The sequence below is a fragment of the Conexibacter woesei Iso977N genome, from assembly GCF_000424625.1.
In the GTDB taxonomy this organism is placed as follows: domain Bacteria; phylum Actinomycetota; class Thermoleophilia; order Solirubrobacterales; family Solirubrobacteraceae; genus Baekduia; species Baekduia woesei_A.
Genome location: NZ_AUKG01000001.1, coordinates 1543428 through 1568983, shown reverse-complemented (window position 1 = coordinate 1568983; position 25556 = coordinate 1543428). Strand labels below are relative to the sequence as shown.

Below are 25556 nucleotides of genomic sequence, written 5' to 3'. Positions count from 1 at the left end.
CCAATCAGGGCGCTGCAGGCGCCAGCCCGGAGAGCAGCTGGTCGACCGTGCGGTCGAGCGTCGCGTCGTCCGGGCGGCGGCGGGAGACGACCGAGGCGTGGAAGATCCAGCCGACGAGCAGCTCGGCGACCGTGCGCCAGTCGGCGTCGGCGCGCAGCTCGCCGCGGTCGATCGCGCGGGTGTAGACCGGCCTGCCCTGCTCGAAGCGGAAGTCGGCGAACGCCCGGAGCTGCTCGGCGACCGCGGCGTCCTGGCTCGCTTCACCCAGCAGCGCGGCGCCGACCGACGACGGCGAGGACGGCGCGACCTCCTCGCGGATCAGGCGCATGACGGCGACGAGGTCGTCGCGGAACGATCCGGTGTCCGGCAGCTCGACCGGCTGGTCGTGCGCGCGCTGGGTCATCGAGTCCAGGACGAGCAGGCCCTTGTTGGCGTAGCGCCGGTAGATGGTGGTCTTGGCGACGCCCGCAAGCGCCGCGACGCCCTCGACCGTGAGCCCGTGGTAGCCGCCCTCGTCGAGGAGCTGCAGGGTCGCGGCGAAGATCGCCCGGTCGGCTTCCGTGCTCCGCGGCCGGCCGCGTGGTCGCATGGCATCCGTCGCCATGGCGGGACTCTACCCGCGCGCCGCAAGCCGGTGGGAGAGCTTTCGCGGTGAGGCCCGCGACAGAATGGCTTCGCCGATGGCCATCGCCGAGCCCGTCACCCCGATCCGGACCCGCCTCGCCTCGCCCGGCGTGCCAGCCGCGCACGCCGGCCTGCTCGTCCGCGAGGACGCGCACCCCTTCGCGCTGGTCGGGCGCTGGGCGGGCGCGGCAGCGCTGGCGGGCGCCGAGCCGCTGGCGTTGGCGCCGGGCGCGGTCGCGGCGGGCGACCCCACGTCGGCACTCGGCGCGGTCGCGTCGGGTAACCCGATGGCGTTCCTCGACGCCCAGCCCACCGTGACTGGCGCGATTCCCGACGGCTTCGTCGGCGGCGGATGGTTCGGGGCGCTCGGCTATGGGCTCGGGCGGGCGCTCGAGCCGACACTCGGCGCGCCTCCGCCGGCACCGCGCGGCGAGGCGCTGCCCGCGGTCCGGATGGCGTTCTACGACCACGTCCTGCGCTGCGACGCCGAGGGCGCGTGGTGGTTCGAGGCGCTCTGGACCGACGCCCGCGCCGCGTTCCTCGACGCGCGCCGGGAGGAGCTCGCCGCCCGCCTCGCCGCCGCACCCGCGCCGCGCCCCTTCCGGTCTGGGGCCTGGCGGGCGACGCCGAGCGCCGCCGGCCACGCCCGCGCGGTCGAGGCGTGCCGGGAGCGGATCGCCGCCGGGGACCTGTTCCAGGCCAACCTCGCGCTGCGGCTGCGCGGCGAGGTCGAGGGCGAGCTGCTCGACCTCTTCACCACGGGCGCCGCGGCGCTGGCGCCCGACCGCGCGGCGTGGCTCGCCGACGGCGACGACGACGTGCTCGCCAGCTTCTCGCCGGAGCTGTTCCTGGAGCGCCGCGGGTCGAGCGTGCGGACCGCGCCGATCAAGGGCACGCGGCCCGCCTCGGGGCGTGACGAGCTGGCCGCATCCGCCAAGGACCGCGCCGAGAACATCATGATCGTCGACCTGATGCGCAACGACCTCGGCCGCGTCTGCGCGCCCGGGTCCGTTCAGGTGACGGCGCTCGCCGAGCCGCGCGCGCACGTCGGCGTCTGGCACCTCGTCAGCGAGGTCGTCGGCGAGCTGGCGCCCCGGACCGGCGACGCCGCGCTGCTGGCCGCGACGTTCCCGCCCGGCTCGGTGACCGGTGCGCCGAAGCTCGCGGCGATGGACGTCATCAGCGCCCTCGAAGGCACCGCCCGCCAGACCTTCTGCGGGGCGATCGGCTTCGCCTCCCCCACCGCCGGCCTCGAGCTCTCCGTCGCGATCCGCACCTTCGAGTCCACCGCCACCACCACCTGGCTCGACGCCGGCGGCGCCATCACCACCGGCTCCGACCCCACCGCCGAAGCCGCCGAATGCCTCGCCAAAGCCATGCCCCTGCTCGCCGCCATCGGCGCCACGCTCGAAGCGACGGACGACTCTGCGGGCGCGGCGGTGCCGCGGCCGTTGCGGCTCGGCGCCCATCCCGTCCCTCGCCCCGATCCTGCTCGCGGGGTCTTCGAGACGATCCTGGTTGTTGATGGGGTTGCTCTCGCAGTCGAGGAGCACCTGGAGCGGCTCGGGCGCGCGGCGCGGGAGGTCTACGGATTCGCGGTGCCGGAGGCGGTTGAGGCGTTGGTGCGGTACACGGCGCTGGAGCAGGGACGGTCGTGCCGGCTGCGGGTCGTGCTCGATGCGCGCGGAGATGTTGGTGTGGAAGTCGGCGAGCTGCCGGAGCCGGGCGACGTCGTATTGGAGCCGGTCGTCCTGGCCGGAGGGCTCGGTGACCGCAAGTGGCGCGATCGGCGCTGGGTCGACGCCGCCGAGCGCGCCACCGCGCCCGCGATCCCGCTGCTCGTCGACGCGGACGGCCAGGTGCTCGAGACCACGCGCGCCAACGTCTTCGCGGTCCTCGCCGACGACACGATCGTCACGCCGCCGCTCGACGGCCGGATCCTCCCGGGCGTCACGCGCGCAGCAGTCGGCGAGGCGCTCGACGCGCGGGAGCGCCCACTGACGCTCGCCGACCTCCACGCCGCGGAGGCGGTGCTCGTCTGCAACGCCCTGCGGGGCCTGGAGACGGTCACCCGGATCGGCAACCGTGCGCTCAGCGCACCCTCGGACCGCGTGCGGACATCGCTCTCACGGTTCCCACCGTTGCGGTAGTGACCGAACGCAGTTCGTAACGCACGATCGCGGCTGCGGCCACGGCTCCGGTACCCCCTTGTCGGGCCGTGGCCGCAGCTGACCTCGGCTGAGATCGATTTGCGGGCCGCCTCGTCGCGCCTGACGGCCGCCGGCCGGTCTCATGTGCTGGCGCACACGACGCTCAGCCAGCAACCGTCAGCCACAACGATCCGGGCCGCAAATCGACCTCAGGGCGCACGCACCGAGACACTAGAACGCCGTCGCCAGCGCGAACGGGTACACGGGCCCCGCGCCCTTCTGCCGCAGCTGCCCGCCGAGCATCGCCAGCGTCCAGCCGCTGAACCGCAGGTCGTCGACCAGCAGCGCAGACGCGCCCTCGACGACCTGCGTGACCGCGAACGCGCCCCGGACGTTGGCGACCTGCTGCGGCGCGTTGGCCATCTCGCGCTGCGGCGGCCGCTCGTCCACGCGCGCGAGCGCCTCCACGTACGGCAACCCGAGGGCCGCGGCCAGCCGCGCCGCGAAGTCCGGCACCAGCGTGCCCGACCGCGACGACGGCACCGCCGCCACCCACGCGACGCCGGGCGGACCCCAGCCCCGGATCGTCTCGGCCGCCGCGGCGACCAGCTCGTCGTCGAAGCGCCCGCTCGCCCGCCCGGCCTGCACGAGCTTGTCCCACCCGCCGTCGCCGAACCGCGCCAGCGCGCGGCCCTCCTCGGCGCGCACCGGCTCCGGGATCTTCCTCATGCGCCCGTCGTCGCCCGGCGCCATCTTCTTGACGTCCAACACGACCGGCCGCGACCGCAGATGCACCGCCGCGTCGCGCACGACCGCCTGGTCGAGCGGCCCATCCCAGCGCGCGCCCGCGCACACCGAGCAGCGCCCGCAGTCGGCGGGCTCCGGATCGTCGAGCTCCTCCTGCAGCGCGCGCATCAGGCAGCGCCCGTCGGCGCCGAACGACGCCATCGCCGCCTGTTCGCGCCGCCGCAGGTCGGTGATCCGGCTGTAGCGCTCGGCGTCGTAGACCCACTCGCGCGTCGGCCGCGCGATCCACTTCGTCCCGGCCCGGTCGACCGCGCCCTCCACGTCCAAGACCTTCAACAACCCCTCGATGCGGACCTTGCCGAGGTTGACCTGGGCCATCAGCTCCTGCGTCGAGGCGCCGTCGCCACCAACATCATCAAGATGCCCGAGCACGCGGTCGACGACCTCGCGCCGCGGGAACGCCTGCTCGATGAAGAAGTCCTGGATCCGCCGGTCCTCGGCGCCCCGCAACAACACCACCTCGGCGCGGTCGATCCCGCGTCCCGCACGCCCGACCTGCTGGTAGTAGGCGATCACGGATCCCGGCGCTTGATAATGAACAACGAAGCCGAGGTCGGGCTTGTCATAGCCCATGCCCAGCGCGCTCGTCGCGACGACCGCCTTCAGGTCGTTGCGCAGCAGCCGGTCCTCGAGCGCGATCCGCGTGTCGGTGTCGACCTCGCCCGAGTAGGACTCCGCCGCGATCCCGCGCGCGCTCAGGAACGCCGCGACCAGGTCGGCATCGCGCTTGGTCAACGTGTACACGATGCCCGAGCCCGGCAGCTCCGGCAGGTGCTGAGCCAGCCACGCCAACCGATCCGCCTGCGCGGGAAGGTCGACGACCTCGAAGCGCAGCGACGTCCGCCCCAGCGGCCCGCGATAGGTCCGCAGCGCGTCCTCGCCCCGCCCCGCGCGCAGCTGCTCGGAGACGTCGGCGACGACGCGGTCGTTCGCGGTCGCCGTCGTGCACAGCACGCCGACGCCGCCCGGCAGCTGCTCGAGCATGTCGCCGATCCGCCGGTAGTCGGGCCGGAAGTCGTGGCCCCAGTCCGAGATGCAGTGCGCCTCGTCGACCACCAGCAGCCCGACGCGCTCGGCGAAGACCGGCAGCATCGCGTCGCGGAACTGCGGGTTGTTGAGCCGCTCCGGGCTGATCAGCAGCAGGTCGACGGCGTCCTGCTCCAGCAGCGACGCCACCTCGGCCCAGCCCTCGCGGTTGGTGGAGTTGATCGTGTGCGCGCGCAGCCCGAGCCGCCGCGCCGCGTCGATCTGGTTGCGCATCAGCGCCAGCAGTGGGGAGACGATCAGCGTCGGCCCCGCGCCGGCCTCGCGCAGCAGCGCGGTCGCGACGAAGTACACCGCCGACTTGCCCCAACCGGTGCGCTGCACGCACAGCACGCGCGCGCGGTCCTCGACCAGGTCGCGGATCGCGTCCAGCTGGTTCTCGCGGAACTGCGCGCCGTCGCCGGCGAGCGCGCGGAGGTGGTCTTCTGCTCGGGTGTCGATCGCGGTGCTCATGACGTGCGCTTCACGGTACGTCGTCGCGCCGCCGGAACCGGCCGATCTGCGCAGAGTCGTGACGAAGTCGTCGCAGTTCTCACGCAATCGAAGGCCAAGACGTTGCACACGAACCATGGTTCGGCCCGGCCCGAAGGTTCCCGCGCGTAGCGTCGACCCCACGATGGGAGCCCTCGGCGCGGCGCTGGTGACGGTGGTCCTCTGGGCGTCGGCGTTCGTCGGGATCCGCGCGGCCGGCCACGACCTCGCCGCCGGCCCGCTGACGCTCGCGCGCCTCGCCGTCGGGACGCTCGCGCTCGGCGCGCTCGTGCTCGCCCGCCGGGAACCGCTCCCGCCGCGACACGCCTGGCCGCGCCTCCTGACCGTCGGCGTCCTCTGGTTCGGCGTCTACAACCTCGCGCTCAACCAGGCCGAACGCTCGGTCGACGCCGGGACCGCCGCGATGCTCGTCAACATCGGTCCGGTCTTCATCGCGATCCTCGCGGGCACCGTCCTGCACGAGGGCTTCCCGCGCACGCTCGTCGCCGGCTGCGCGGTCGCGTTCGCGGGCGCGATCGTGATCGGCGCCGCCACCTCCAGCGGCGGCGCCAGCGCCTGGGGCGCGGCGCTCTGCGTCCTCGCGGCCGCCGCTTACGCGGTTGCCGTCGTCGCCCAGAAGCCGCTGCTCGGCGGCACCACGAGCGCGCTGATGGTCACCTGGATCGCCTGCGCGGTCGGGCTCGTCTGCTGCCTACCGTTCGCGCCGCGGCTGGTCGCCGAGGCGGGCGACGCGCACGCCGGCAACCTCGTCTGGGCCGTCTACCTCGGCCTCTTCCCGACCGGGATCGCGTTCACCACCTGGGCCTACGCGCTCGCGCGCACGTCCGCGGGGAAGATGGGCGCGACCACCTACCTCGTCCCGCCGCTGGCGATCCTGCTCGGCTGGGCGGTCCAGGGCGAGACCCCGCCGGCGCTCGCGCTCGCCGGCGGCGTGCTGTGCCTCGCCGGCGCGGGACTTGCACGAAGTCGTGACAAACCGCGCGTCTTCCGCAACACGTCGGTCCCTACATTGCTGCCATGGCCGATCCGACGACGACGATCCTCCGCCTCACCGCCTTCACCGACACCCCCGACGGCGGCAACCCCGCGGGCGTGGTCCTGGACGCGGCGGCGCTGACCGACGCGCAGATGCAGCGGATCGCGGCCGACGTCGGCTACTCCGAGACCGCGTTCGTCACCAACACCACCAACAACACGGTCCGCTACTTCAGCCCGCTCGCCGAGGTGCCGTTCTGCGGCCACGCGACGATCGCCACCGCGGTCGCGCTGGCCGAGCGCGACGGCCCGGGCGAGCTGCTGCTCGTCACCCAAGCGGGACCGGTCGCGGTGACCACCGGGCGCGACGGCGACGGCGGCGCGATCACCGCGACGCTGACGTCGGTCTCGCCCGCGGTCGAGTCCGCCGAGGACGAAGACGTTGATGCAGCACTTGCCGCGCTGCGCTGGTCCTTCGACGACCTCGACCCGGACCTCCCGCCGCGCATCGCCTACGCGGGCGCGCGCCACCTCGTGCTCGCCGCGCGCACGCGCGAGCGCCTCGCCGACTTGGACTACGACTTCGAGGCGCTCAAGGCCTACATGTCGGCCCGGGACCTCACGACGCTCGCGCTCGTGCACCGCGACGCCGGCGACCCCGCGCTGTTCCACGCGCGCAACCCGTTCCCGGTCGGTGGCGTCGTCGAGGACCCGGCGACCGGCGCGGCCGCCGCGGCGTTCGGCGCCTACCTGCGCGCGCTGGGCCTCGTCGACCCGCCCGCCACGATCGCCATCCACCAGGGCGACGACCTCGGCCGCCCGTCGCGGCTGACCGTCGCCATCGACCCGGACCCCGCGTCCGGCATCCGCGTCTCGGGCGGCGCGGTGCGGATCCCGGCATGATCGAGACGCTGCGCCCCGGCATCCACCGCTGGACCGCGCGCCACCCGGACTGGCACCCGGCCGACGCGTTCGGCGCCGAGGTCGCGTCCTACGCGCTGACCGGCGACGACACCGGCACGCTGCTGCTGATCGACCCGCTGCTGCCCGACGACGCGCCGGATCTCCTCGACGACCTCGCGCGCGACGCCCGCGGCGGCGTGGCGATCTTCATCACGATCGGCTACCACGTGCGCTCGACCGCGGCGCTCGTCGAGCGCTACGACGCGACCGCCTACGGCCCGGACCCCGCCCGCCGCCGCAACCCGGACGTCCGGCCCCTCGACGGCCCGCTGCCCGCGGGCGTGACCGCGCACACGATCGGCCGCCCGCGCCGCTCCGAGCGGCCGCTGCACTTCCCGTCGCACCGCGCGATCGCCTTCGGCGACGCGGTCGTCACGACGCCCGAGGGCGAGCTGCGCATGTGGTGTCAGGACGCTGTCACGCCCGACCGCGAGCGGTTCTATGCCGAGCGCTTCGCGCCTACGCTGCAGCGGCTGATCGACCGCGAACCCCTTCACGTCCTCACAACACACGGATGTCCCCAAATGGACAACGGAGCCAACGTACTCGCGAGATGCGCGGCAAATCCGCCGTGGTTCCATCACTCCTGATAGCGGTCCCATAGCGGTACACGCAAGTTCCCCTTGCCAACGGGAACGCGAGAGTTTATGTTTGCGGCCCACCCGCTCCGGAGGCGCCCCACGCACCCCGGAGCAATCGTCCCATCCGCAGGAGGAGAGTAGTGCTAGCTGTTGCCCACGGGCCGCTACGGCGGTCCGTCGATGCCGCACGCCCGTTCGCGTGCGGCATCGCCGCCATGCTCGCGATCAGTACGTTCGCGACCGCCGACGCTCATGCCGACGCGGCCGCTGCGCCGCGCGTTCCCGAGCTCGTCTCGCCGTCCGACAAGGGCGGGAACGACATCTTCACCGCGATCCGCAACGCGAAGGACGGCGACACGATCGCCTACCAGTCGCTCGGCGCCTTCGCCGACGTCGGCGCCAACCCGCTGATGTCGGTCTACCGCAGCCACCGCACCGCGTCCGGCTGGGTCACCGACGGATCGCTGACGCCGATCCCCGCCTCGCCCGCTCCGGCCCTGAACGACAGCGCGATCCCCGCCGGCATCACCGACGACGTGTCGACGGCGTTCTACACGGTCGGGCAGGCCTCGGCGCTCACGCCGCTGGACCAGAACAGCGGGTACGACGTGGCCTCGGTCAACGGCGGCCAGTCGACCTGGCTCTCGCCGGGCCTGAGGCTGCCGGACACCGCCAGCGGCGACTCGATCTACGAAGGCAGCACGCCCGACGGCAGCCACGTGGTCATCGAGTCCACCAAGCAGCTGATCCCGAGCATCGCGGGCGGCACCAACCGCGTCTACGACTACTCCGCCGGCAGGCTGCGCCTGGCGTCGGTCCCGCCGTCCGGCGGCCCGAACCCGGCCTCCGAGGCCGCGCAGTTCGGCGGCGGCCACAACTTCGCCGGCCTCGGCCAGGCCGCGGACGCCCGCGCGATCTCGACCGACGGCTCGCACATCTACTTCCAGATGGACGGCCAGCTCTACGTCCGGATCGACGGCAAGACCACCAACCTGATCTCCGCCTCGCGCGTCGCGGGCGACCCGCGCGGGCCCGTCAGCGGCGCCGCCGCGAAGTTCCTCGGCGCCTCCGACGACGGCCACATCGTGTTCTTCAGCGCGGTCGTGCCGCTCACGAGCGGCGCGACGACCGGCGGCATCTACATGTACGACGAGGAGTACGACACGCTGCGCCGGCTCGCCGGCGTCGACGCCAGTGCCGGCCGGTCGATCCTCGGGTCGCTGCGGACCTCATCCGACGGCGCCCGGATCTACTTCGCCTCCAACGCCGCGCTGGCCCCCGGCGCGACCGACGACAGGCCCAACGTCTACGTGGCCGGGGACGTCCCGGTCACCTTCGTCGCCACGGTCGGCTTCGGCGACTCGTTCAAGCTCTACAGCAACGGCGAGTACAACAACGAGATCGCGCTGTCGCCCGACGGCCGCTCGCTGGCGTTCCCGTCCACGAACGTGCTGGCCGGACCGCGCGCCGGGCAGGCCGATGCGACGGCGCAGCTGTACCTCTACAACTTGGACGGCAACTCGGTGAGCTGCCTGTCCTGCCCGCCCGACGGCTCGGTGCCGGCCGGCGAGTCGTCGCTGCGCGACATCCCGGGCAACCAGCAGTCCACGCCGCCCGGCTTCGCCGCCGACGGCACCGTGTTCTTCGACTCGCCCAACCAGCTGACGGCCGACGACACCGACGGCAAGTACGACGTCTACGCGCACGACGCCGACGGCAACCACCTGGTGTCGGTCAACACGCCGACGCGGGACGCGCTGGTCGTCGGCAGCTCGGCCGACGGCCGCGACGTGTTCATCCGCACGTCCCAGACGCTGACCGACGACGATCGCGACGGCGGGTACGCCGACATCTACGACATGCGCGTCGGCGGTGGCTTCCCGTCCACGGCGACGACGCCGTGCGAGGGCGAGGCGTGCCGCGGACCGCAGTCGGCGCCGCCCGCGCCGGCCGCCGCGCCCACGTCGCTGACCGCGACCGACACGTCCGCGCCGGTGGTCTTCACGACGCCCGCGACGACGTTCAAGGTGTCGTCGATCTCCGCCGCCGCGCGGGCCACCTGGGCTCGGACCGGCAGGGTCACGCTGAGCGTCAAGGTCAGCGACACGGCGCAGGTCACGGCGAGGGCGACCGCCAAGCTGGCGGGGTCGAAGAAGGCGGCCACGGTCGCCTCGGCCACGCAGCTGCGCGAGGGTGCGGGCACCGTCAAGTTGGTGTTGACGCTCTCCTCCAAAGCACGCAGCGCACTGAAGCGCTCGCACAAGCTGACCGTGAGCCTCGCGGTCACCTGCACCGACAGCAAGAAGGCCGCGCACGCGACGGTCGTCCTGCGCACGAAGGCGGCGAAGCGATGAGCGCGCCGAACTCCTACCCCACGCACGAGGTCGCGATGTCCCGCACGACCACCCACCGCCTCCGCCGCCTCGCCACGCGCGTGGCGCGCGCCGGCGCCCTCGCCGCGGCGCTGGCCGCCGTGGCCGGTCCCGCCCAGGCGCTGGCCGACGAGACGCCCGGTCCGTACGACCTGACCGTCACGTCGTCCACGAACCAGGCCGGCGCCCACCCGGACGTCACGACGTCCTTCAGGCTCAGGACCAAGGACTACGGCGGGTCGGTCGGCGTCCAGCCGGTCGAGCCGATGAAGACCGTGCGCCTGTCGCTGCCCGCCGGCCTCGTCGGCGACGCCGCGAACGTCCCGCAGTGCGAGGCCTCGGCCTTCGGCGCCGGCGCCCTGGCGGGCGGCGGCTGCCCGGACGGCACGCAGGTCGGCATCGCGACCCTCCACGCGGATCTCGCCGGGCAGTACGGCGACATGATCCTGCCGGTGTTCAACGTCAACCCGGGGCCCGACAGGCCCGCGACGTTCGGCTTCAGCGTGCTGTTCCCCAACGTCCAGATCGGCTTCAGCGCCCGCACGGCGACCGACGGCGGGTTGGACACGGTGATCAACGGGATCAACGAGGGCGCGCGGATCGACGCCCAGACCCTGACGCTCTGGGGCAACCCGGCCGACCCGTCCCACGACGGCATGCGCGCGTCGTGCCTGGACCTCTTCGGCACGGGGCCGATGGATCCGTCGTCCTGCGCGCCGCACGGCATCCCGGCGACCGGCCCGTTGCTGCGCAACCCGACGTCGTGCACGCCGGCCGTGACGAAGATCGCGATCGCGACGTGGCCGCACCCCAACACGTACGCGACCGACGAGGTCACCTCGCCGGCGCCGACGGGCTGCGGTGACGTGCCGTTCAGGCCGTCGATCGCGGTCGCGCCGTCGGCGTCGTCCTCGGACGCGCCGACCGGCCTGGACGTGACGGTCGGCGTCGAGCAGAACCGCGACGCCGACGGCCTCGGCGCCGCCGACGTCAAGCGCACGGTCGTGACGTTGCCCGCGGGCTACACGATCTCGCCGTCGGCGGCCGACGGGCTGAAGGCCTGCGACGCCGCGCACGTCGGGATCGGCGCCGACGGGCCGGCCGACTGCCCGGACGCCTCGAAGGTCGGCAGCGCGACGATCGTCTCGCCGATCCTGGGCTCGCCGCTGACGGGTCCGATCTACCTCGGCCCGTCGACGTCGCCCGGGCACTACAGCGTGTTCGTGGTGGTCTACGGCCAGGGCATCCGCCTGAAGCTGCCGGGCGACATCGCCGCCGATCCGGCGACCGGCCGCCTGACCACGACGTTCGACAACACGCCGCAGCAGCCGTTCACCACGTTCTCGCTGCACTTCGACGGCGGAGACCGGGCTGTGCTCGCCTCGCCGACCACGTGTGGGACCGGCGACGCGACCGCGACGGTCACGCCGTGGTCGTCGCCGGAGGGCAAGGACGTGTCCTTGACCACGCCGGTCGCGCTGGGCGGAGGCGACTGCGCCAACGGCCTGCCGTTCGCGCCGAAGCTGGTGGCGGGCGTGAGCAACGCGCAGGCGGGCTCGTCGAACACGGCGTTCGCGCTGGCCGTCATGCGTGACGACCGCACGCAGACGCTCGGAGCGATCAGCAACGTCGTCCTTCCTCCGGGTCTGACGGCGAAGGTCGGCTCGGTGCCGCGCTGCGACAGCGTCCGGGCTCAGGCCGGGACGTGCGGCGCCGCGTCGAAGGTCGGCACGGTCGACGTCACGGCCGGGCCGGGCGCCGACCCGCTGCACCTCAGCGGGACCGCGTACCTGACCGAGGGCTACAAGGGCGCGCCGTACGGGCTCAGCCTGGTGGTCCCGGCGCTTGCGGGTCCGTACGACCTCGGGACCGTCGTGATCCGCTCGGCGATCTCGGTCGGCCCGGACGCGCGGATCTCGGTCCAGACCGACCCGCTCCCGCAGATCCTGGCCGGGATCCCGCTGCGGCTGCGCTCCGTGGCGCTGCGGCTCGACCGCGCCGGGTTCATGGTCAACCCGACGTCGTGCGCCGACGCCGCGGTGACCGCGACGCTGGCGGGCTCCGGCGGTGAGAAGACCGACGCGGTCAGCCGCTTCGGGCTCAACGGCTGCCGCGCGCTGCCGTTCACGCCGAGGATGACCGCGAGTGCGGTCAGGAGCACGAAGGCGGCGGGCGCGGGCCTGCACGTCGGGATCACCCAGGCCGCCGGCCAGGCGAACCTGAAGACGGTCGCGGTGACGCTGCCGGCAGGGCTGGCGATCAAGTTGAAGGCCTTGGGCACGGCGTGCTCCCAGGCCCAGCTCGACGCCCGCGCCTGCCCGGCGGCCTCGAAGGTCGGCGGTGCCAGCGCGGTCACCCCGCTCCTGGACGTCCCGCTCAAGGGCGCGGTCTACCTGGTGCAGGGCGGCAGCTCGCTGCCCAAGCTGGTGGCCCTGCTGCAGGGCGGCGGGCTGACGATCCCGTTGACCGGGAGCACGTCGGTCAGCAGGGGCGGCCGGATCGGGACGACGTTCAACGCGATCCCGGACGTGCCGATCTCCGCGTTCGACCTGGACCTGCCGCACAACAGGCGCCAGATCCTCGACACGGCGTCGTCGTGGCCCGCCTGCGGCGCGGCCGGCAGCGTGGTGTTCACCGGCCAGAACGGCGCGCGGCTGACCCGCACGCTGCCGGTGACGACCAGGTGCACGGCGGCGAAGAAGACCGCGCGCAAGCAGGCCACGCGCAAGAAGTAGCAAGCTCCCCACCCACACAGTGAGAGCGAAGACGGGGGCCGCGCAAGCGGCCCCCGTTGACGTTGTGGGGCGGGTGAGTGGTCCTGCGCGAACGCGGCGAACTGGCCCTGGGCGACGCGGGGCCGCGCGAATACGGTCCGGACCATGAGCGGATCTCGTGTGGCACCGGCGACCGGCCTGCAGGCCCGGATGGCGCGGATGGTCGCGACGCGCATGATCGGCGGCGAGGGCGCGGAGATGGCGGCGATCTACGCCAACCACCCGCGGCTGGCGCGCGCGTTCACCTTCTACGACCGCGCGGTGAGCCGGCGCAGCAGGACCGTCCCGGAGAAGTTGATGAAGCTGGCCGAGCTGAAGGCCGCGACCGTCGTCGGCTGCGAGTTCTGCATCGACATCGGCTCCGCCCTGGCCCGCGAGTCCGGCCTGACCGACGCCCAGCTCCTCGCCCTCCACGACCCCGAGCCCTCCGGCCTCTTCAGCGCCGACGAGCTCCTGGTCATCGCCTACGCCCGCGCGATGACCCTCACCCCACCGACCGTCGACGACACGGCCGTCCAACAGCTCACCGCCCGCTTCGGCACCAAGGGCCTCTTCGAGCTGACCTACCTCATCGCCTGGGAGAACGTCCGCGCCCGCATGAACTCGGCGCTGGAGATCCCGGTCGGCGGCTTCTCCGAAGGCAAGGTCTGCGCGCTGCCCGCGGCGAGCGCTGCGCCGGCGCGCAGCGAAGCGGTCGCTTAACGAGGAAGGGCCGCCTCGGGTCGAGCGGCCCTTCGGTGCTGCTGTATCGGGGCGCCCGGATTCGAACCGGGGACCTCGCCGACCCGAACGGCGCGCGCTACCAGGCTGCGCCACGCCCCGAGGTACGGAGCAAGTCTACCCGGACGTGCCCGCGACGGCCTTGTAGTAGCGGACGGCCAGGCCGGTGATGAGGGTTTGCAGGGCTGCGTCGAGCTCGGAGCCCTGCGCCGCGGCCCATGCCGCGAGGCCCTCGTCCTCGATCGCCTGGGCCTCGGCGATGACGTCGTCGCACAGCTCGGGATGACGATCGGCGAAGAACGCGCCGATCGAGTACAGCCCGGTATCCGTCAGGGACCCGAGGAGGTCCTCGTCGCTCACTGGCCTCCGGCCCTGCCACCGCCCAGCAGGGCGCCCGCGGTGTCGGTCACGGTCCTGGTCACGTCGTCCACCGTACCTCCGAGCGCGGCGCCCGTGTCCTTGACCGCCTGCCCGGCGGTGCCGCCGACGGTGTCGCCGAGCCTCTGGGTCACGCCGCCCACCGCACCGCCCAGCGAGGGCGGCGTCTGCGGCGTCGCCGCCGGAGCCGGCTGCGTCAGCGCGCCGAGGTTCGGGTCGATCAGCGGCGCCTGGGCGCCCGTCCCGGACCCGCTGCCCGTCGCCTGCTGGGCCGCGCCGGTCGCGCCGTCGACCGCGGTCCTGACCGGAGTCGCCGACCTGGTCGCCGAGGACCCGCCGGAGGTCGAGTCGCCGCCGGAGTCCTTGGCCGACGCCGTCGAGGCCGAGTCCCTCGAGCCCGACGAGCCGGACCCCGAGGACCCCGAGGAGCCCGAGCCCGAGCCGCTGAACGACGGGCGATCGCTCGCGCCGGTCGTGCTCTGCTGCCCGGCCACGCTGCCCGCCGCGGCGCCCGCCGACGAGCCGTGCGACGACGCGCCGGTCCTCGTCTTGCTCGCCACGGTCCGATGGGTCGACGACCTGCCGCCGGACGCGCTCCCGGAAGAAGTCCCATGCGAAGACGACGCGGTGCTCGCCGGCGACGACCCGCCGTGCTGGACGACCGCGGCCGGCACGTCGCGGTGCTTGGCCGCGTCGCCCCGCGCCTTCGCCGCGTGATCCGCGGCGCCCGCGCCGACGCCGGCGACCGCGACCGCCGTCGCCACCGCGGCGCCCTTCATCCACCCGGCCATCGACGGCTCGCCGTACTGCGCGGCCACCATCGACGCCTTCGCGGCGACCGCGCTGCCATGCGAAGCGGCGTCCGAGGACCCGCCCGGCAGCCACCTGCGCTTCAGGAACGCCGGCAGCGGCAGCAGCCCCGCGAGCTTCGCCCGCACCGGGCGCCGCGCCATCGCGCCGGCGTCCAGCCCGGCCATCACGGCCTGCTTGCGGCACGGCTGGCAGGCGACGACGTGCGCCGACACCCGCCGCTGGTCGCGCATCCCGAGGCGGCCGCCCGCAGAAGCGCCCCGCCCGATGATCTCCTGGATCCGGACGCAGCGCTCGCCGGTCCGCAGCTCCTCGTACTCCTCGGTCAGCCGCCGGCGCGCGCGGAACAGCGTCGACTCCACCGACGCGCGCGACATGCCCAGCCGGTCGCCGATCTCGCGGTAGGAGAGACCCTCCAGCTCGCGCATCACCAAGATCTGATGGTGGGCCTCCGAAAGCCCGCCGAACGCGCCCGTCAGGTTCGCCAGGTCCTGCTTGCCCTCGACCGCCGCCTCCGGCGACGCGCCCGTCGCGTGCAACTTGCCGTGGTCGGCCGGCGCCAGGCCGTGCCCGTCGTCCGCGTCGATCGAGACCTCCTCGGCGCGCTTCGAGCGCCGGAACTGGTCGATGCACGCGTTCTTGGCGATCTCGTAGATCCACGGCTTGAAGAGGATGTCGCGGTTGGTCGCGCGCATCCGGCGCAACGCGCTGACGAAGACCTCCTGCGTGAGGTCCTCCGCGCGCCCGTGGTCGTGAACCATGCCGAAGATGTAGGCGCTGATCCGCCGGTGGTAGCGGTGGTACAGCCGTTCGAAGGCGTGGTCGTCCCCAGCCCGGACGGCCTGCACCAGATCGTGGTCTGTGACGTCGGGTCGGCTCCGCGCGGTGGCGGAGACGCCCGGTGCGGCGAGCGTTGCCAAGATCCCAGTCCCTGTCCAGTTCCTCCGTGCGACGACTCCCCAGCAGCCGCTTGGAGGGAACTCTAACGTTTCTTACCCACACATGCCGCAGATCAAAGACCTCATCGCCCACCTGGACCGGCTGCTCGAAGCCGACGAGTTCAAGGACTACGGACCCAACGGCCTCCAGGTACCCGGGCGTGACGAAGTTCAGACAGTCGTCACGGGCGTCTCGGCGAACGGCCCGCTGATCGACGCCGCCGTCGAGGCCGGAGCCGACCTCGTCCTCGTCCACCACGGCCTCTACTGGCGCGGCGATCCGCAGCAGATCACGCCGCTCCTGCACCGGCGCCTGAAGCCGCTGTTCGCCCACGACGTGAACCTCGCCGCCTACCACCTGCCGCTCGACGCGCACCCCGAGCACGGCAACAACGCGCTGCTCGCCCAGCGCCTCGGCGGCGTCAACGCGCGCCGCTTCGCGGGCATCGGCGTGGCGATCGACTTCGACACGCCGCTCACCATCGAAGAGCTCACCCACCGCGTCCGCGACGCGGTCGACGGCCGCGAGCCGCTCGTCGTCCCCGGCGGACCCGACACCATCAACAACATCGGGATCGTCTCCGGCGCCGCGACCGACGACGTGCTGACCGCGCTCGACGAGGGCCTCGACGCGTTCCTGACCGGCGAGCCCGCCGAGCGCGCCTACTCGATCGCGACCGACGCCAACATCCACTTCCTCGCCGCCGGCCACCACGCGACCGAGACGCTCGGCGTCCGCCGCCTCGGCGACCTGCTGGCGCGCGAGTTCGGCGTCCGCCACATCTACGTGGACGTGCCGAACCCGATCTGAGCCAGCGCCCGGATCGCGGGCTCCACCGACGGCTCGGGCAGGTTCGCGTAGCCGAGCAGGACGCGCGCGACGCCGTCGTGCTCGTAGCCGAACACGCCGATCCCGCCCTCCCACGCGCGCGAGAGCAAGGGCCCCAGCACCACGCCCTCCGGAAGCCGCGCCGAGACGTGCAGCCCCGCCGAGATCCCCTCCAGCTCGACCTCCGGGACCCACCGCTCCGCAGCGCTCACCAGCGTGTCCCGGCGCCGCCGGTAGACGCCGCGCATCCTGCGCAGGTGCCGGTCCAGCTCGCCGTGCTCGATGAAGCGCGCCAGCGCGAGTTGATCGAGCACCGGCGTCCCGCCGTCGGCCAGCGCTTTGGCCTCGCTGACGCCCTCGACCAGCTCCGGCGCGACGACCATCCACCCCAGCCGCAGCGCCGGCGCCAGCGTCTTGGACGCCGAGCCGAGGTACGTCACGCGCGCGGGCGCGAGCGCCTGCAGCGCGCCGACCGGGTCGCGGTCGAAGCGGTACTCGCCGTCGTAGTCGTCCTCGATGATCCACCCGTCGCGCGCCGCGGCCCACTCGACCAGCGCCGCGCGCCGCTCCGGCGCCAGCGCCATCCCGCGCGGGTACTGGTGCGTCGGCGTGCACAGCACCGCGCCGATGCCCGCCGCGTCGAGGCCGTCGACGACGAGCCCGCCCTCGTCGACCGGGATCGGGACCACCCGGAGCCCCTCGCGCGCGAAGACCATCCGGTGCGGCGGGAAGCCCGGGTCCTCGACGCCGACCCGCTCGACTCCCGCGCGCCGCAGCGTCCGGGCCAGCAGCGAGACCGCCTGCATGATCCCGGTGACGACGATCACGTCGCGCGGCTCGGCCGCCACGCCGCGCGCGCGGCCGAGGTAGGACGCCAGGACCGTCCGCAGCTCCCCCGCGCCGACGCGGTCGCCGTAGTTCAGCGACGCGTCGGGCAGCTCGCGCAGCGCGTCGCGCAGCGCCGCGCCCCACGCACGCCGCGGGAACGCCGACAGGTCGGCGGCCAGCGTGCGCAGGTCGAACCGGACCGGCGGCGCCAGCACCTCCTCCTTCGCCGGCTCAGGATCGTGGACCGCTACGGAAGCCACACGAGTGGCAGCCCCTGGTCGCGCCACGAGGAAGCCCTCGGCCGCCAGCTGCGCGTACGCCTCGACGACCACGCCGCGCGACACGCCGAGCTCCGCGGCGAGCGCGCGGGTCGACGGCAGCGCGGTCCCGCCGTGCAGCGCGCCGCGCCGGATCCCGTCTCGCAGCTGGTCTTCCAGCTGTGCGCGCAGCGGCACGTCGCCGTCGCGGTCGACGTTCACCAACAGGTCCAGCCCGAGCCGCTGCTGCTCGCCCGACGAGGTCACCACCAGGACTCTTGCAGGTCGCTTTCCGGTCGCGTATCGGACCGGAATCCGTGCGTTTGCCGAATCGGCTTGCCCCCGTCCGGCGACGGCGCTACGTTGCATCCGTCACCAACTCCCCCCACATAGGAGGCATGCCGATGGCTATTCACCTCACGCCGACCGAGATGGCCCGCGAGTGCGGTCTCGAACGGCGCGACGTCATCGAGAAGTGCATGGAGATGGGCGTCCCGATCTTCCAGGGCCGCATCGACAAGACCCTCTTCCTCGCGTCGCTCGAGGATCTGGGCAGCCCCGCGGCACGGGAGGCGCAGGCCACCGCTTAGGGCGGTCGTCGTATGCGACTCGCGCGCAGGCCGCGCGGACCTTAGACTCCTCCGCTGACACGGTGTCAACGCAGGAGGAGGAGCACCATGGAGGCTGGCACCACGCCCGCCGAGGGGACCGGGTCGGCGACCATCGCCGACATGTGCCTGGCGGCCGCCGCCAAGTACGGCGACCAGGTCGCGATCCAGCACAAGGTCGACGGCGCCTGGCGTGACGTCACCTTCGCCCAGGTCGGCGAGATCGTCACCGAGATCGGCCTGGGCCTGATCGCTCTTGGCCTGCAGGCCGGCGAGCGCGTCGCGATCCTCTGCAACACGCGTCCCGAGTGGGCGTACGCGGAGTTCGCGATCAGCGCCGCCGGCGCAGTCGCCGTCCCGATCTACCCCACCAACTCGCCCGAGGAGTGCGAGTGGGTGGCCGGCAACTCGGAGGCGGTCGTCATCGTCTGCGAGGACGCCGAGCAGGTCGCGAAGATCACCGCGGTCCGGGATCGGCTCCCGGCGCTGCGCAAGGTCATCGCGATCGACCCGAGCGGCGACGTCGGCGACGCGATCTCGCTGGACGACGTCCGCGCCCGCGGCAACCGCCGCGACGCGCACCTGCTCACCGACCGCACCGCGGCGGTGAGGCCCGAGGACCCGTTCACCTTCATCTACACCTCGGGCACGACCGGGCCGCCGAAGGGCTGCGTCCTGTCGCACGGCAACTACCGCTCGGTGCTCGACATGGTCGAGGAGCGCGGGTCGATCGGCACCGGCGACGACCTGATCTACCTCTTCCTCCCGCTGGCCCACGCGTTCGCGCTGCTGATCCAGCTGTCGGCCGTCGACCTCGGCGTGCCGATCGCCTACTACGGCGGCGACACCAAGGCGATCGTCGGCGAGCTGATGGAGGTCAGGCCGACCTACCTGCCGTCGGTCCCGCGCATCTTCGAGAAGATCTACACCTTGGCCCAGCAGCAGCTGGCGCCCGAGGAGCTCGACACGATCCGGACCGTCGGCGGCCAGATCCAGGACCTCGAGGTCCGCGGCGAGCCGGTCCCGGAGGAGCTGCGCGCGTCGTTCGCCGAGCTGGCGCCGAAGACCGCGTTCGTCAAGGGCCTGTTCGGCGGCCGCGTCCGCGAGGCCGTGACCGGCGCCGCGCCGATCGCGCACGAGATCCTGGAGTTCTTCTGGGGCTGCGGCATCCCGGTGATGGAGGGCTACGGGATGACCGAGACCTCGACGGTCGCGACGTCGTCGCGACCGGAGGCCCACCGCTTCGGCTCGGTCGGCAAGCCGCTGGCCGGCGTCCAGGTCAAGATCGCCGACGACGGCGAGCTGCTGATCAAGGGCACCAACATCTTCGGCGGCTACTACAAGAACGACGACGCGTCGTTCGGCGCGGTCGAGGACGGCTGGCTGCACACCGGCGACCTCGGCTCGATCGACGCCGACGGCTACGTGTACATCACGGGCCGCAAGAAGGACATCATCATCACCGCGGGCGGCAAGAACCTCACGCCCGCCAACCTGGAGAACGACCTCAAGCAGACCCGCTGGGTCTCGCAGGCCGTGATGCACGGCGACCGCCGCCCGTACCCGGTGATGCTGGTCACCCTGGACGAGGAGGAGATCGTCCCGTGGGCGCAGGCCGAGGGCATCGAGGACACCTCGATCGCGTCGCTGGCCGAGAACGAGAGGGTGCGCGCGATGATCCAGGAGATCCTGGACGCCGCCAACAGCAAGTACGCGCAGGTCGAGCAGGTCAAGAAGTTCGCGATCCTCGACCACGACCTGAGCCAGGAGACCGGCGAGCTGACGCCGACCCTGAAGGTCAAGCGCAACGTCGTCAACGAGAAGTACGCCTCGTTGTTCGACGGCCTGTACTGAGGTCAGCCCTGGAGCGTGGGGTCCTGCGAGAGGTCCGCGGTCGCGCGGACCTCTCGGTCCACGTAGCTGACCGTCACGTCCGACGGGCGCGCGAGCAGCTCGCCGATGTTCGTGACGTAGTGCGTGTAGTCGTTGCTCGCGTAGTGGGCCCGCAGCGACTGCTCGCCGTCCCAGCGCATCGTCAGCGTGTACTCGCCGACGTCCGCGCCCAGCGGCTGCGAGGCGACGGCGCCGAGGCAGCCGTCAGCTTCGGACGAGCGCTCGGCGTGCTCGGCCAGGAGCGTGCGCAGCTCCTCGGCGCGGCCGCCGAGGCCGTGGATCTCCGCGTGGATGATGAGGCTCATGCTGAACGGCATGGTGTCATGTAGGTGATGGTCCCGGAAGAACCGCGCTTCGTCGTCGGGCTGCACGACGCGACCACGTTGCACTACGACCTGCGGCTGCAGTTCGGCGACGTCGCGCGCTCGTGGGCGGTGCCGAAGGGGCCGTCGCTGGACCCCGCGGTCAAGCGGCTCGCGGTCCCGGTCGAGGACCACGGGCTGGACGCGCTGGACTTCGAGGGCGTCCACGGCGGCGGGCGCGGGACCGGCGCGGTGATCGTCTGGGACGAGGGGACCTACGCGCTGCGCAGCGAGCGCGACGGGCACCTCTCGTTCGTCCTGCACGGCACGAAGCTGCACGGCGCGTTCGCCCTCACCGCGACCGGGCCGAGGCGCTGGGTGCTGGTCAAGATGCGCGACGAGGCGGCGCTGCCGGGCTACGACGTGGTCGCCGAAGAACCGCTGTCGGTCCGGTCCGGGCGCACCTGGCAGGAGGTTGCCGCGGGATTAGGGTGAGCTTCAGGGTCCACGCGTTGCAAACGAACCCGTACCCTGTAGTCGTGCGTACGGATCCGACCGACAACGGCGGGCTGTTCGTCGGACGCCGCCCGGGGACGGCGCCGACCAAGTACCGCGCCCTTCCGGAGCGCGGGACGGCGGCGCGCCGGCGCCTGGACAGGCTCGGCGCCCACGGGCTGCTGGCGATCGAGATCGTCATCTCGCTGCTGTTCTGGGGCCCGATCCCGGCCGGCGCGCTGTGGCTCGCCTCGCGCGTGCAGTACTGGGGCGCGAACGTCGGCGTCGCGATCCTCGTCGCGTTCATCGCGATGATCGTCGCGCTGATGGGCGGGCTGATGATCCTCAAGCGCGTCGACCACGCCTGGATCCTCGTGCGCCGCGCCGCCGGGATCGACCAGCGCAACGGCGCGATGGGCCGCGTCTTCGCAGTCACCGCCGCGGTCTGCGCGATCGTCTTCGCGTTCTGGTTCATCGTCATCAACGGGCCCGGCTCGTCGTCGTTCAGCGGCCAGGGCGGCTGATGGCGGAGAGGAAGCGCGGGCTCTTCGGCTACTACAGGCAGTTCGAGGGCCTGAGCGAGGAGGAGGTCAACACCAGCCTCCGCGAGGCCGCCGCCGAGCGCCGCGCGAAGGAGCTGGCGCGCGTCGATCCGCTCGACCTCTCCCGCACGACGTGGCCCGAGTACCCGCCGCCGGCGATCGTCAACGCCATCACCTTCGCGGCGCGGCGCGGGCTGCACCGCTACCTGGACCGCTCCAGCAGCGAGCTGCGCTCCGAGCTGGCCCACCGCCACGGCGTGGCCGAGGGTCGCCTTGTTGTAGGAGATGGTGTCGCGCAGCTGATCTCGGAGGCCGCGGCCGCGCTGCTGGAGGCCGACGACGAGCTGATCACGCCGTGGCCGTCGTACCCGCTGTATCCGGTCGTCGCCCGCCACGCGCGCGGCGTCGCGGTGCCGGTCGCGGGGTTCGGGGTCGACGACGTGCTGGCCGCGGTCAACGACCGCACGCGCCTGGTCGCGCTGTGCAACCCGAACGACCCGACGGGCGAGTTGTTGTCCTTGGGTGAGCTGCGGCGGTTGTTGGAGGGGTTGCCCGAGCGTGTGGTCGTCCTGCTCGACGAGGCGCTGCGCGACTTCGTCGACGCCGAGCCGGTCGACGCGACGCTGGCGTTGTTGGAGGACTTCCCGCGCCTGCTGATCTTCCGGACGTTCTCGAAGGCCTGGGGGCTGGCGGGGCTGCGCTGCGGCTACGCGCTCGGCGGCCCGGGCGCCGAGCCTCTGCTGGAGCAGCTGGCGCCCGAGCTGGGCGTCAACGAGCTGGCGCAGGCCGGCGCGCTGGAGGCGATCCGGACCCAGGAGCGCATGCTGGAGCGCCGCCGCGCGGCGATCGCCGAGCAGCGCACCGCGCTGACCGCGGCGCTGAGGGAGCGCGGGGTCGACGTGCCGGAGTCGCAGGCCAACATCCTGTGGTTGCCCGCGCCGGGGCCGCACGGCGCTTCCGACCTCGCCACGAAGCTGGACCGCGCGGGGATCGCCGTGCAGACCGGCAACGGCGTCGGCGCGCCGGACCGGGTCCGGCTGACGATCCCGCACCGGCCGGAGGACGCCGCGCGCCTGCTGCGCGCGCTGGACCTCGCGGCCGAGCAGGCGCTGTAGGCCGCCCAAGGTCTATGACAAGTCGTCGGTGTGGTCGCCCTGCGTGGCGGTCGTGCCGTCGGCGAAGTGGCTGACGAGCTGGATCCTGCCGCTCGGGAACGAGCCCGGGAACGCGATCACGAACGCGTGCGACGGGCCGGACGGGCGGATCGTGCGCGTCTGGGTCGGCGCGATCACGGTGATCGAGACGACGCCGGGCAGGGCGACGCCGGAGAAGACCGTGGCGCCGGGGTCGTGGCGCAGCGCGATCCGGCCGTGGTCGCGCGCGGAGCCGGGGCCGGTGTCGTCGACCGTCACGCCCGCGGAGAACCCGTACACCAACGGGTGGTTGTGCGACATCTTGAACCTGCCCGTCAGCGCCGGGCAGTTGTAGGCGAAGCTCGACTGGTCGAAGAAGACGTCGGTGCGCGGGTCGAGCTGGCCGACCCCGTCGCCGACGACGCGCCCCGCGTTGCCCGTGCACCATGTGCCCTGCGGGCCGCGGACGACCGCCATGCCCCACGGCGCGCCGCCGTCGGGGTCGGGCGCGCGGGCGGCGAGCCGGCCCTGCGCGAGCGTCGGGCGGAACTGCATCGTGCGCAGCACGCGATGTTGATGGCCTTGGTCGTCGACGGCGTAGGCGGTGGTGGCGCGCGGCAGCGCGCCCTGCGGCGCCAGGAACGCGATGAACGCGCGGCGGTCGGCGCTGCGGTGGAGGTCCGCGGTCCCGACGCTGCGCGGGGAGATGTTGATGGCCTTGACCGCGACGGGCGCAGTGCCCCAGACGACCGTGGCGAGCGGCTGCGGCTCGCCGTACTCCGGGTGCGAGGCCCAGGTGGTCCAGACGGCGCTGTCGTGGTCCTCCGGCAGCGGCTTGCCGTGCGGTCGGCAGTTGCGCGACCCGGCCTGATGGCCGGCCGGGACGGGGCGGAACGTCCCGCCGCCGTCGAGCCAGCCGAACGTGCCGTGGTGGATCCGGCCGAGCTCGACGCAGTCCTTGACGCCCAGCAACTCCCTGCCGATGTGGCTCAGCGGCACGCCCTTGGGCAGGATGTTGGTCCCGCTGAAGGCGCGCAGCGCCCAGTCCGGGCCGCCGGCGGGGTCGGGCGCTGTGAGGAGGATGCGCGGCCTGGTGGTGGCGTGCATGCCGTGCTGCCACGACACCTCGGGGTACGGCGCGGCGGTGCGCAGCACCGCGAGCTTCGGGATGTTGGTGGTCTTGGCGTGGCGCGGCACGGCGACCGCGACGACCGCCCCGGCGGCGATCCCGACGAGGACGCTGAGGACGGCGAGCAGGCGGAGCGAGCGGCGGGGCATCAGTGGGTCATCGGGTCGGGTCGCAGGTTCAAGGTGGTGTGGAACGTGACGGGCGCGCCGCGCTCCGGGGTCAGCGTCACGGTCACGTCGCGCGGGTTGACGCGCGCGGGCAGGACGGCGAGGAACGTGTGGCGCTCGCCGAGGATCCGGGCCCTGACGGTCCCCGCGGGCGAGCGGACGGTGACCGCGCCCAGCTTCGTATGGCCGCGCGGCCAGCTGCCCCACGCGAGCGTGCGCGCGGGGAACCTGCCCCAGCGCCCGTGGCCGGGCCTGACGGCGCGGACGGTGCCCCACGGCCGGGAGTCCGGACCGCACGCGGTCGGGCCGCTGCCCGCGCCCGGGACGTGGCGGGCGGCGGTGACCTCCAGGCACGGCGTGTGGCGGGCGGAGTCGACGATCCCGCCGTCGAGCCGCAGCGCGGGCAGGCCGCCGGGGCTGGTCACGAGCCGGCGGTTGCTGCCGTAGTCGAGCGTGCCGGTGTGGCCGTCGGCGTAGCGCAGCGCGACGTGGACCGGGCGGTCCTCGGGGTAGCCGGCGAGCGCCACGGCGTAGGCGCCGTCGCGGGTGACGGGGACCTTCCGTGTGGTCGCGCCGACCCGGAGGGTCACCCCGCGCAGCTTCGCGCCGAGCCCGTAGACGACGGTCCGCACGTCGCTGCGCTTCGCCGCCGCGAAGGTGCGGGCGCCGCTGAGCGTCAGCGCGTCGCCCCCGACTCGGATCCCGCAGCCGTCGGCCAGCTCCGGCGCGAGCAGCCGGAACTTCCCGTCCAGCCCGACGAGCCCGAAGTCGCCACCGCGCGCCTGCCCCACGGTCAGGCAGACCTCGCCATCGCGCGTCCGCGCCGAGCGCAGCGCCCACACCGAGCCATCGCCCGGATCCTGCGCCCGGACGCCCAGCACCCGCGCCGACGCCGCCACGACGATCTCCTGCGGCGCGACGTCCTCCGGGCTCGGCCCCGGCACCACCGTCGCCCGCAGCCCGACGATCGCCGCCGCCGCGACCCCCGCCGCCAGCAACACCGCGCCGAGCGCCACGAAGACGAGCCGCGGCGCGAAGCCACGCCGCCGCCGCCCGCGCCGCGCGCGCGCCGGAGCCTCCGCCCCACCCCGCGCCTCGGCGGCCGCGAGCGCGGTGAGCTGGTCGCGGAAGTCGACCAGCGTCGGAAGGTCCTGGATGCTCATGCCTCGCCTCCGGAGGTCGTCGGGTCGGTCATGACGGCGCGCAGCGCCCGCAGCGCGCGGGACACGCGGGCGCGGGCGGTCGGCTCGGTGATCTGGAGGCGCGCGGCCAGCTCCGGGTAGGGCAGCTCGGCGACGACGCGCAGGGTGACGGCCTCGCGCTGCTCGGCGCTCAGCGTCTCGAGCCCCGCGGCGATCGACGCGCGCAGGCCGCGCAGGTCGGCGAGCTCCTCGACGCGCGCCAGCTCCTCGGCGCCCGCGGGCTGCAGCTGGACGCCGAGCTTCTCGCGCCCCTCGCGGTCCACGTAGCCGCGCCGCAGGTAGCCCGCGAGCTGGCGGTGGGCGATCGTGTACAGCCACGCCCGCGCCTCCTCGTCGCTGCGGCCGCGGAACGACCGGCGCCCGGCGAACGCCTGCGCGAACGTCTCGGCGGTCAGGTCCAGCGCGGCCTCGGCGTCGATCAGCCGCCGCGCGAAGAAGCGCACGAGGTCGCGGCCGTGCTCGTCGTAGAACACGGCGAACGCCTCGGGCTCGTCGCCGGCGCGCGCCAGCGCCGTCAGGGGTCCTGTCCGTCCCATCCGCACC

At 73.5% G+C, this 25556-nt stretch carries 22 protein-coding genes and 1 tRNA gene; 13 read left to right on the top strand and 10 right to left on the bottom strand.

From position 1 onward, the window contains the following. Positions 1–4: 4 nt before the first annotated feature. Positions 5–604, bottom strand: coding sequence for a TetR/AcrR family transcriptional regulator (locus tag H030_RS0107650; RefSeq protein WP_027005683.1), 600 nt, complete (start codon positions 602–604; stop codon positions 5–7). Between the two features lie 76 nt (positions 605–680). Here H030_RS0107650 and H030_RS36600 point away from each other — a divergent pair, with 76 nt between their 5' ends. Beyond that, entirely contained in the window at positions 681–2774 is a 2094-nt protein-coding gene (locus H030_RS36600) for a chorismate-binding protein (protein WP_051221988.1), read from the top strand. Between the two features lie 231 nt (positions 2775–3005). On the opposite strand, the gene H030_RS0107640 is transcribed toward H030_RS36600, so the two are convergent. Continuing rightward, positions 3006–5078, bottom strand: coding sequence for a RecQ family ATP-dependent DNA helicase (locus H030_RS0107640; protein WP_027005682.1), 2073 nt, complete (start codon positions 5076–5078; stop codon positions 3006–3008). Between the two features lie 163 nt (positions 5079–5241). Here H030_RS0107640 and H030_RS30170 point away from each other — a divergent pair, with 163 nt between their 5' ends. The 6 genes from H030_RS30170 to H030_RS30165 all read left to right on the top strand — a co-directional run bounded on the left by H030_RS30170 (position 5242) and on the right by H030_RS30165 (position 13484). Next, positions 5242–6234 carry a DMT family transporter gene (locus H030_RS30170; RefSeq protein WP_051221986.1) on the top strand — a complete coding sequence of 331 codons (993 nt, stop codon included), beginning with the start codon at positions 5242–5244 and terminating at the stop codon, positions 6232–6234. Then, positions 6135–6995, top strand: a complete 861-nt coding sequence (locus tag H030_RS0107630) for a PhzF family phenazine biosynthesis protein (RefSeq protein WP_027005681.1) — start codon at positions 6135–6137, stop codon at positions 6993–6995. Before H030_RS30170 ends, H030_RS0107630 begins: the two co-directional genes overlap by 100 nt. After that, the gene (locus tag H030_RS0107625; RefSeq protein WP_027005680.1) at positions 6992–7645 is read left to right on the top strand and encodes a hypothetical protein; all 654 of its coding nucleotides are present in this window, start codon (positions 6992–6994) and stop codon (positions 7643–7645) included. Before H030_RS0107630 ends, H030_RS0107625 begins: the two co-directional genes overlap by 4 nt. 206 nt (positions 7646–7851) lie before the next feature. Beyond that, positions 7852–9990, top strand: a complete 2139-nt coding sequence (locus H030_RS0107620) for a TolB family protein (protein ID WP_027005679.1) — start codon at positions 7852–7854, stop codon at positions 9988–9990. Next, positions 9987–12743 carry a hypothetical protein gene (locus H030_RS0107615; RefSeq protein WP_027005678.1) on the top strand — a complete coding sequence of 919 codons (2757 nt, stop codon included), beginning with the start codon at positions 9987–9989 and terminating at the stop codon, positions 12741–12743. Before H030_RS0107620 ends, H030_RS0107615 begins: the two co-directional genes overlap by 4 nt. Positions 12744–12887: 144 nt before the next feature. Beyond that, positions 12888–13484 (top strand): carboxymuconolactone decarboxylase family protein, encoded by a 597-nt coding sequence (locus tag H030_RS30165; protein WP_081690594.1) that lies wholly within the window; start codon positions 12888–12890, stop codon positions 13482–13484. Positions 13485–13530: 46 nt separating this feature from the next. Here the strand turns inward: H030_RS30165 and H030_RS0107605 are convergent. From H030_RS0107605 to H030_RS0107595, 3 genes are all read right to left on the bottom strand, one after another. Beyond that, positions 13531–13604, bottom strand: a tRNA-Pro gene (locus H030_RS0107605). A gap of 15 nt (positions 13605–13619) precedes the next feature. Then, positions 13620–13862, bottom strand: a complete 243-nt coding sequence (locus H030_RS0107600) for a hypothetical protein (protein WP_027005677.1) — start codon at positions 13860–13862, stop codon at positions 13620–13622. Then, positions 13859–15538 carry an RNA polymerase sigma factor gene (locus H030_RS0107595; protein WP_027005676.1) on the bottom strand — a complete coding sequence of 560 codons (1680 nt, stop codon included), beginning with the start codon at positions 15536–15538 and terminating at the stop codon, positions 13859–13861. The genes H030_RS0107600 and H030_RS0107595 overlap by 4 nt, the downstream gene beginning before the upstream one ends. A 154-nt stretch (positions 15539–15692) precedes the next feature. Here H030_RS0107595 and H030_RS0107590 point away from each other — a divergent pair, with 154 nt between their 5' ends. Then, positions 15693–16439, top strand: a complete 747-nt coding sequence (locus H030_RS0107590; protein ID WP_027005675.1) for a Nif3-like dinuclear metal center hexameric protein — start codon at positions 15693–15695, stop codon at positions 16437–16439. Here the strand turns inward: H030_RS0107590 and H030_RS0107585 are convergent. Next, positions 16412–17809 carry a PLP-dependent aminotransferase family protein gene (locus H030_RS0107585; RefSeq protein ID WP_231398384.1) on the bottom strand — a complete coding sequence of 466 codons (1398 nt, stop codon included), beginning with the start codon at positions 17807–17809 and terminating at the stop codon, positions 16412–16414. The genes H030_RS0107590 and H030_RS0107585 overlap by 28 nt on opposite strands. A 137-nt stretch (positions 17810–17946) precedes the next feature. Between H030_RS0107585 and H030_RS0107580 the strand changes: the two genes are divergently transcribed. Beyond that, positions 17947–18132 (top strand): hypothetical protein, encoded by a 186-nt coding sequence (locus H030_RS0107580; protein ID WP_027005673.1) that lies wholly within the window; start codon positions 17947–17949, stop codon positions 18130–18132. A gap of 87 nt (positions 18133–18219) precedes the next feature. Next, positions 18220–20004 carry an AMP-dependent synthetase/ligase gene (locus H030_RS0107575; protein ID WP_035125983.1) on the top strand — a complete coding sequence of 595 codons (1785 nt, stop codon included), beginning with the start codon at positions 18220–18222 and terminating at the stop codon, positions 20002–20004. A 2-nt stretch (positions 20005–20006) separates the two neighbouring features. Here the strand turns inward: H030_RS0107575 and H030_RS0107570 are convergent, their stop codons facing one another. Next, entirely contained in the window at positions 20007–20348 is a 342-nt protein-coding gene (locus tag H030_RS0107570) for a putative quinol monooxygenase (protein WP_196809036.1), read from the bottom strand. A 27-nt stretch (positions 20349–20375) separates the two neighbouring features. Between H030_RS0107570 and H030_RS0107565 the strand changes: the two genes are divergently transcribed. From H030_RS0107565 to H030_RS30160, 3 genes are read left to right on the top strand one after another with little or no spacing between them, the layout of a single operon-like run. Then, positions 20376–20840 carry a DNA polymerase ligase N-terminal domain-containing protein gene (locus H030_RS0107565; RefSeq protein WP_035126931.1) on the top strand — a complete coding sequence of 155 codons (465 nt, stop codon included), beginning with the start codon at positions 20376–20378 and terminating at the stop codon, positions 20838–20840. A gap of 44 nt (positions 20841–20884) precedes the next feature. After that, the gene (locus H030_RS0107560) at positions 20885–21364 is read left to right on the top strand and encodes a hypothetical protein (protein WP_027005669.1); all 480 of its coding nucleotides are present in this window, start codon (positions 20885–20887) and stop codon (positions 21362–21364) included. After that, positions 21364–22497 carry a pyridoxal phosphate-dependent aminotransferase gene (locus H030_RS30160; protein WP_051221982.1) on the top strand — a complete coding sequence of 378 codons (1134 nt, stop codon included), beginning with the start codon at positions 21364–21366 and terminating at the stop codon, positions 22495–22497. Before H030_RS0107560 ends, H030_RS30160 begins: the two co-directional genes overlap by 1 nt. Positions 22498–22509: 12 nt before the next feature. Here H030_RS30160 and H030_RS0107550 read toward each other — a convergent pair whose 3' ends face one another. From H030_RS0107550 to H030_RS30155, 3 genes are read right to left on the bottom strand one after another with little or no spacing between them, the layout of a single operon-like run. Then, positions 22510–23793 (bottom strand): hypothetical protein, encoded by a 1284-nt coding sequence (locus H030_RS0107550; RefSeq protein ID WP_027005668.1) that lies wholly within the window; start codon positions 23791–23793, stop codon positions 22510–22512. After that, positions 23793–24974 carry a hypothetical protein gene (locus tag H030_RS0107545; protein WP_027005667.1) on the bottom strand — a complete coding sequence of 394 codons (1182 nt, stop codon included), beginning with the start codon at positions 24972–24974 and terminating at the stop codon, positions 23793–23795. The genes H030_RS0107550 and H030_RS0107545 overlap by 1 nt, the downstream gene beginning before the upstream one ends. Further along, a complete protein-coding gene (locus tag H030_RS30155) occupies positions 24971–25549 on the bottom strand; it encodes an RNA polymerase sigma factor (RefSeq protein WP_051221980.1) in 579 nt (192 codons plus the stop codon). The genes H030_RS0107545 and H030_RS30155 overlap by 4 nt, the downstream gene beginning before the upstream one ends. Between the last annotated feature and the right edge of the window lie 7 nt (positions 25550–25556).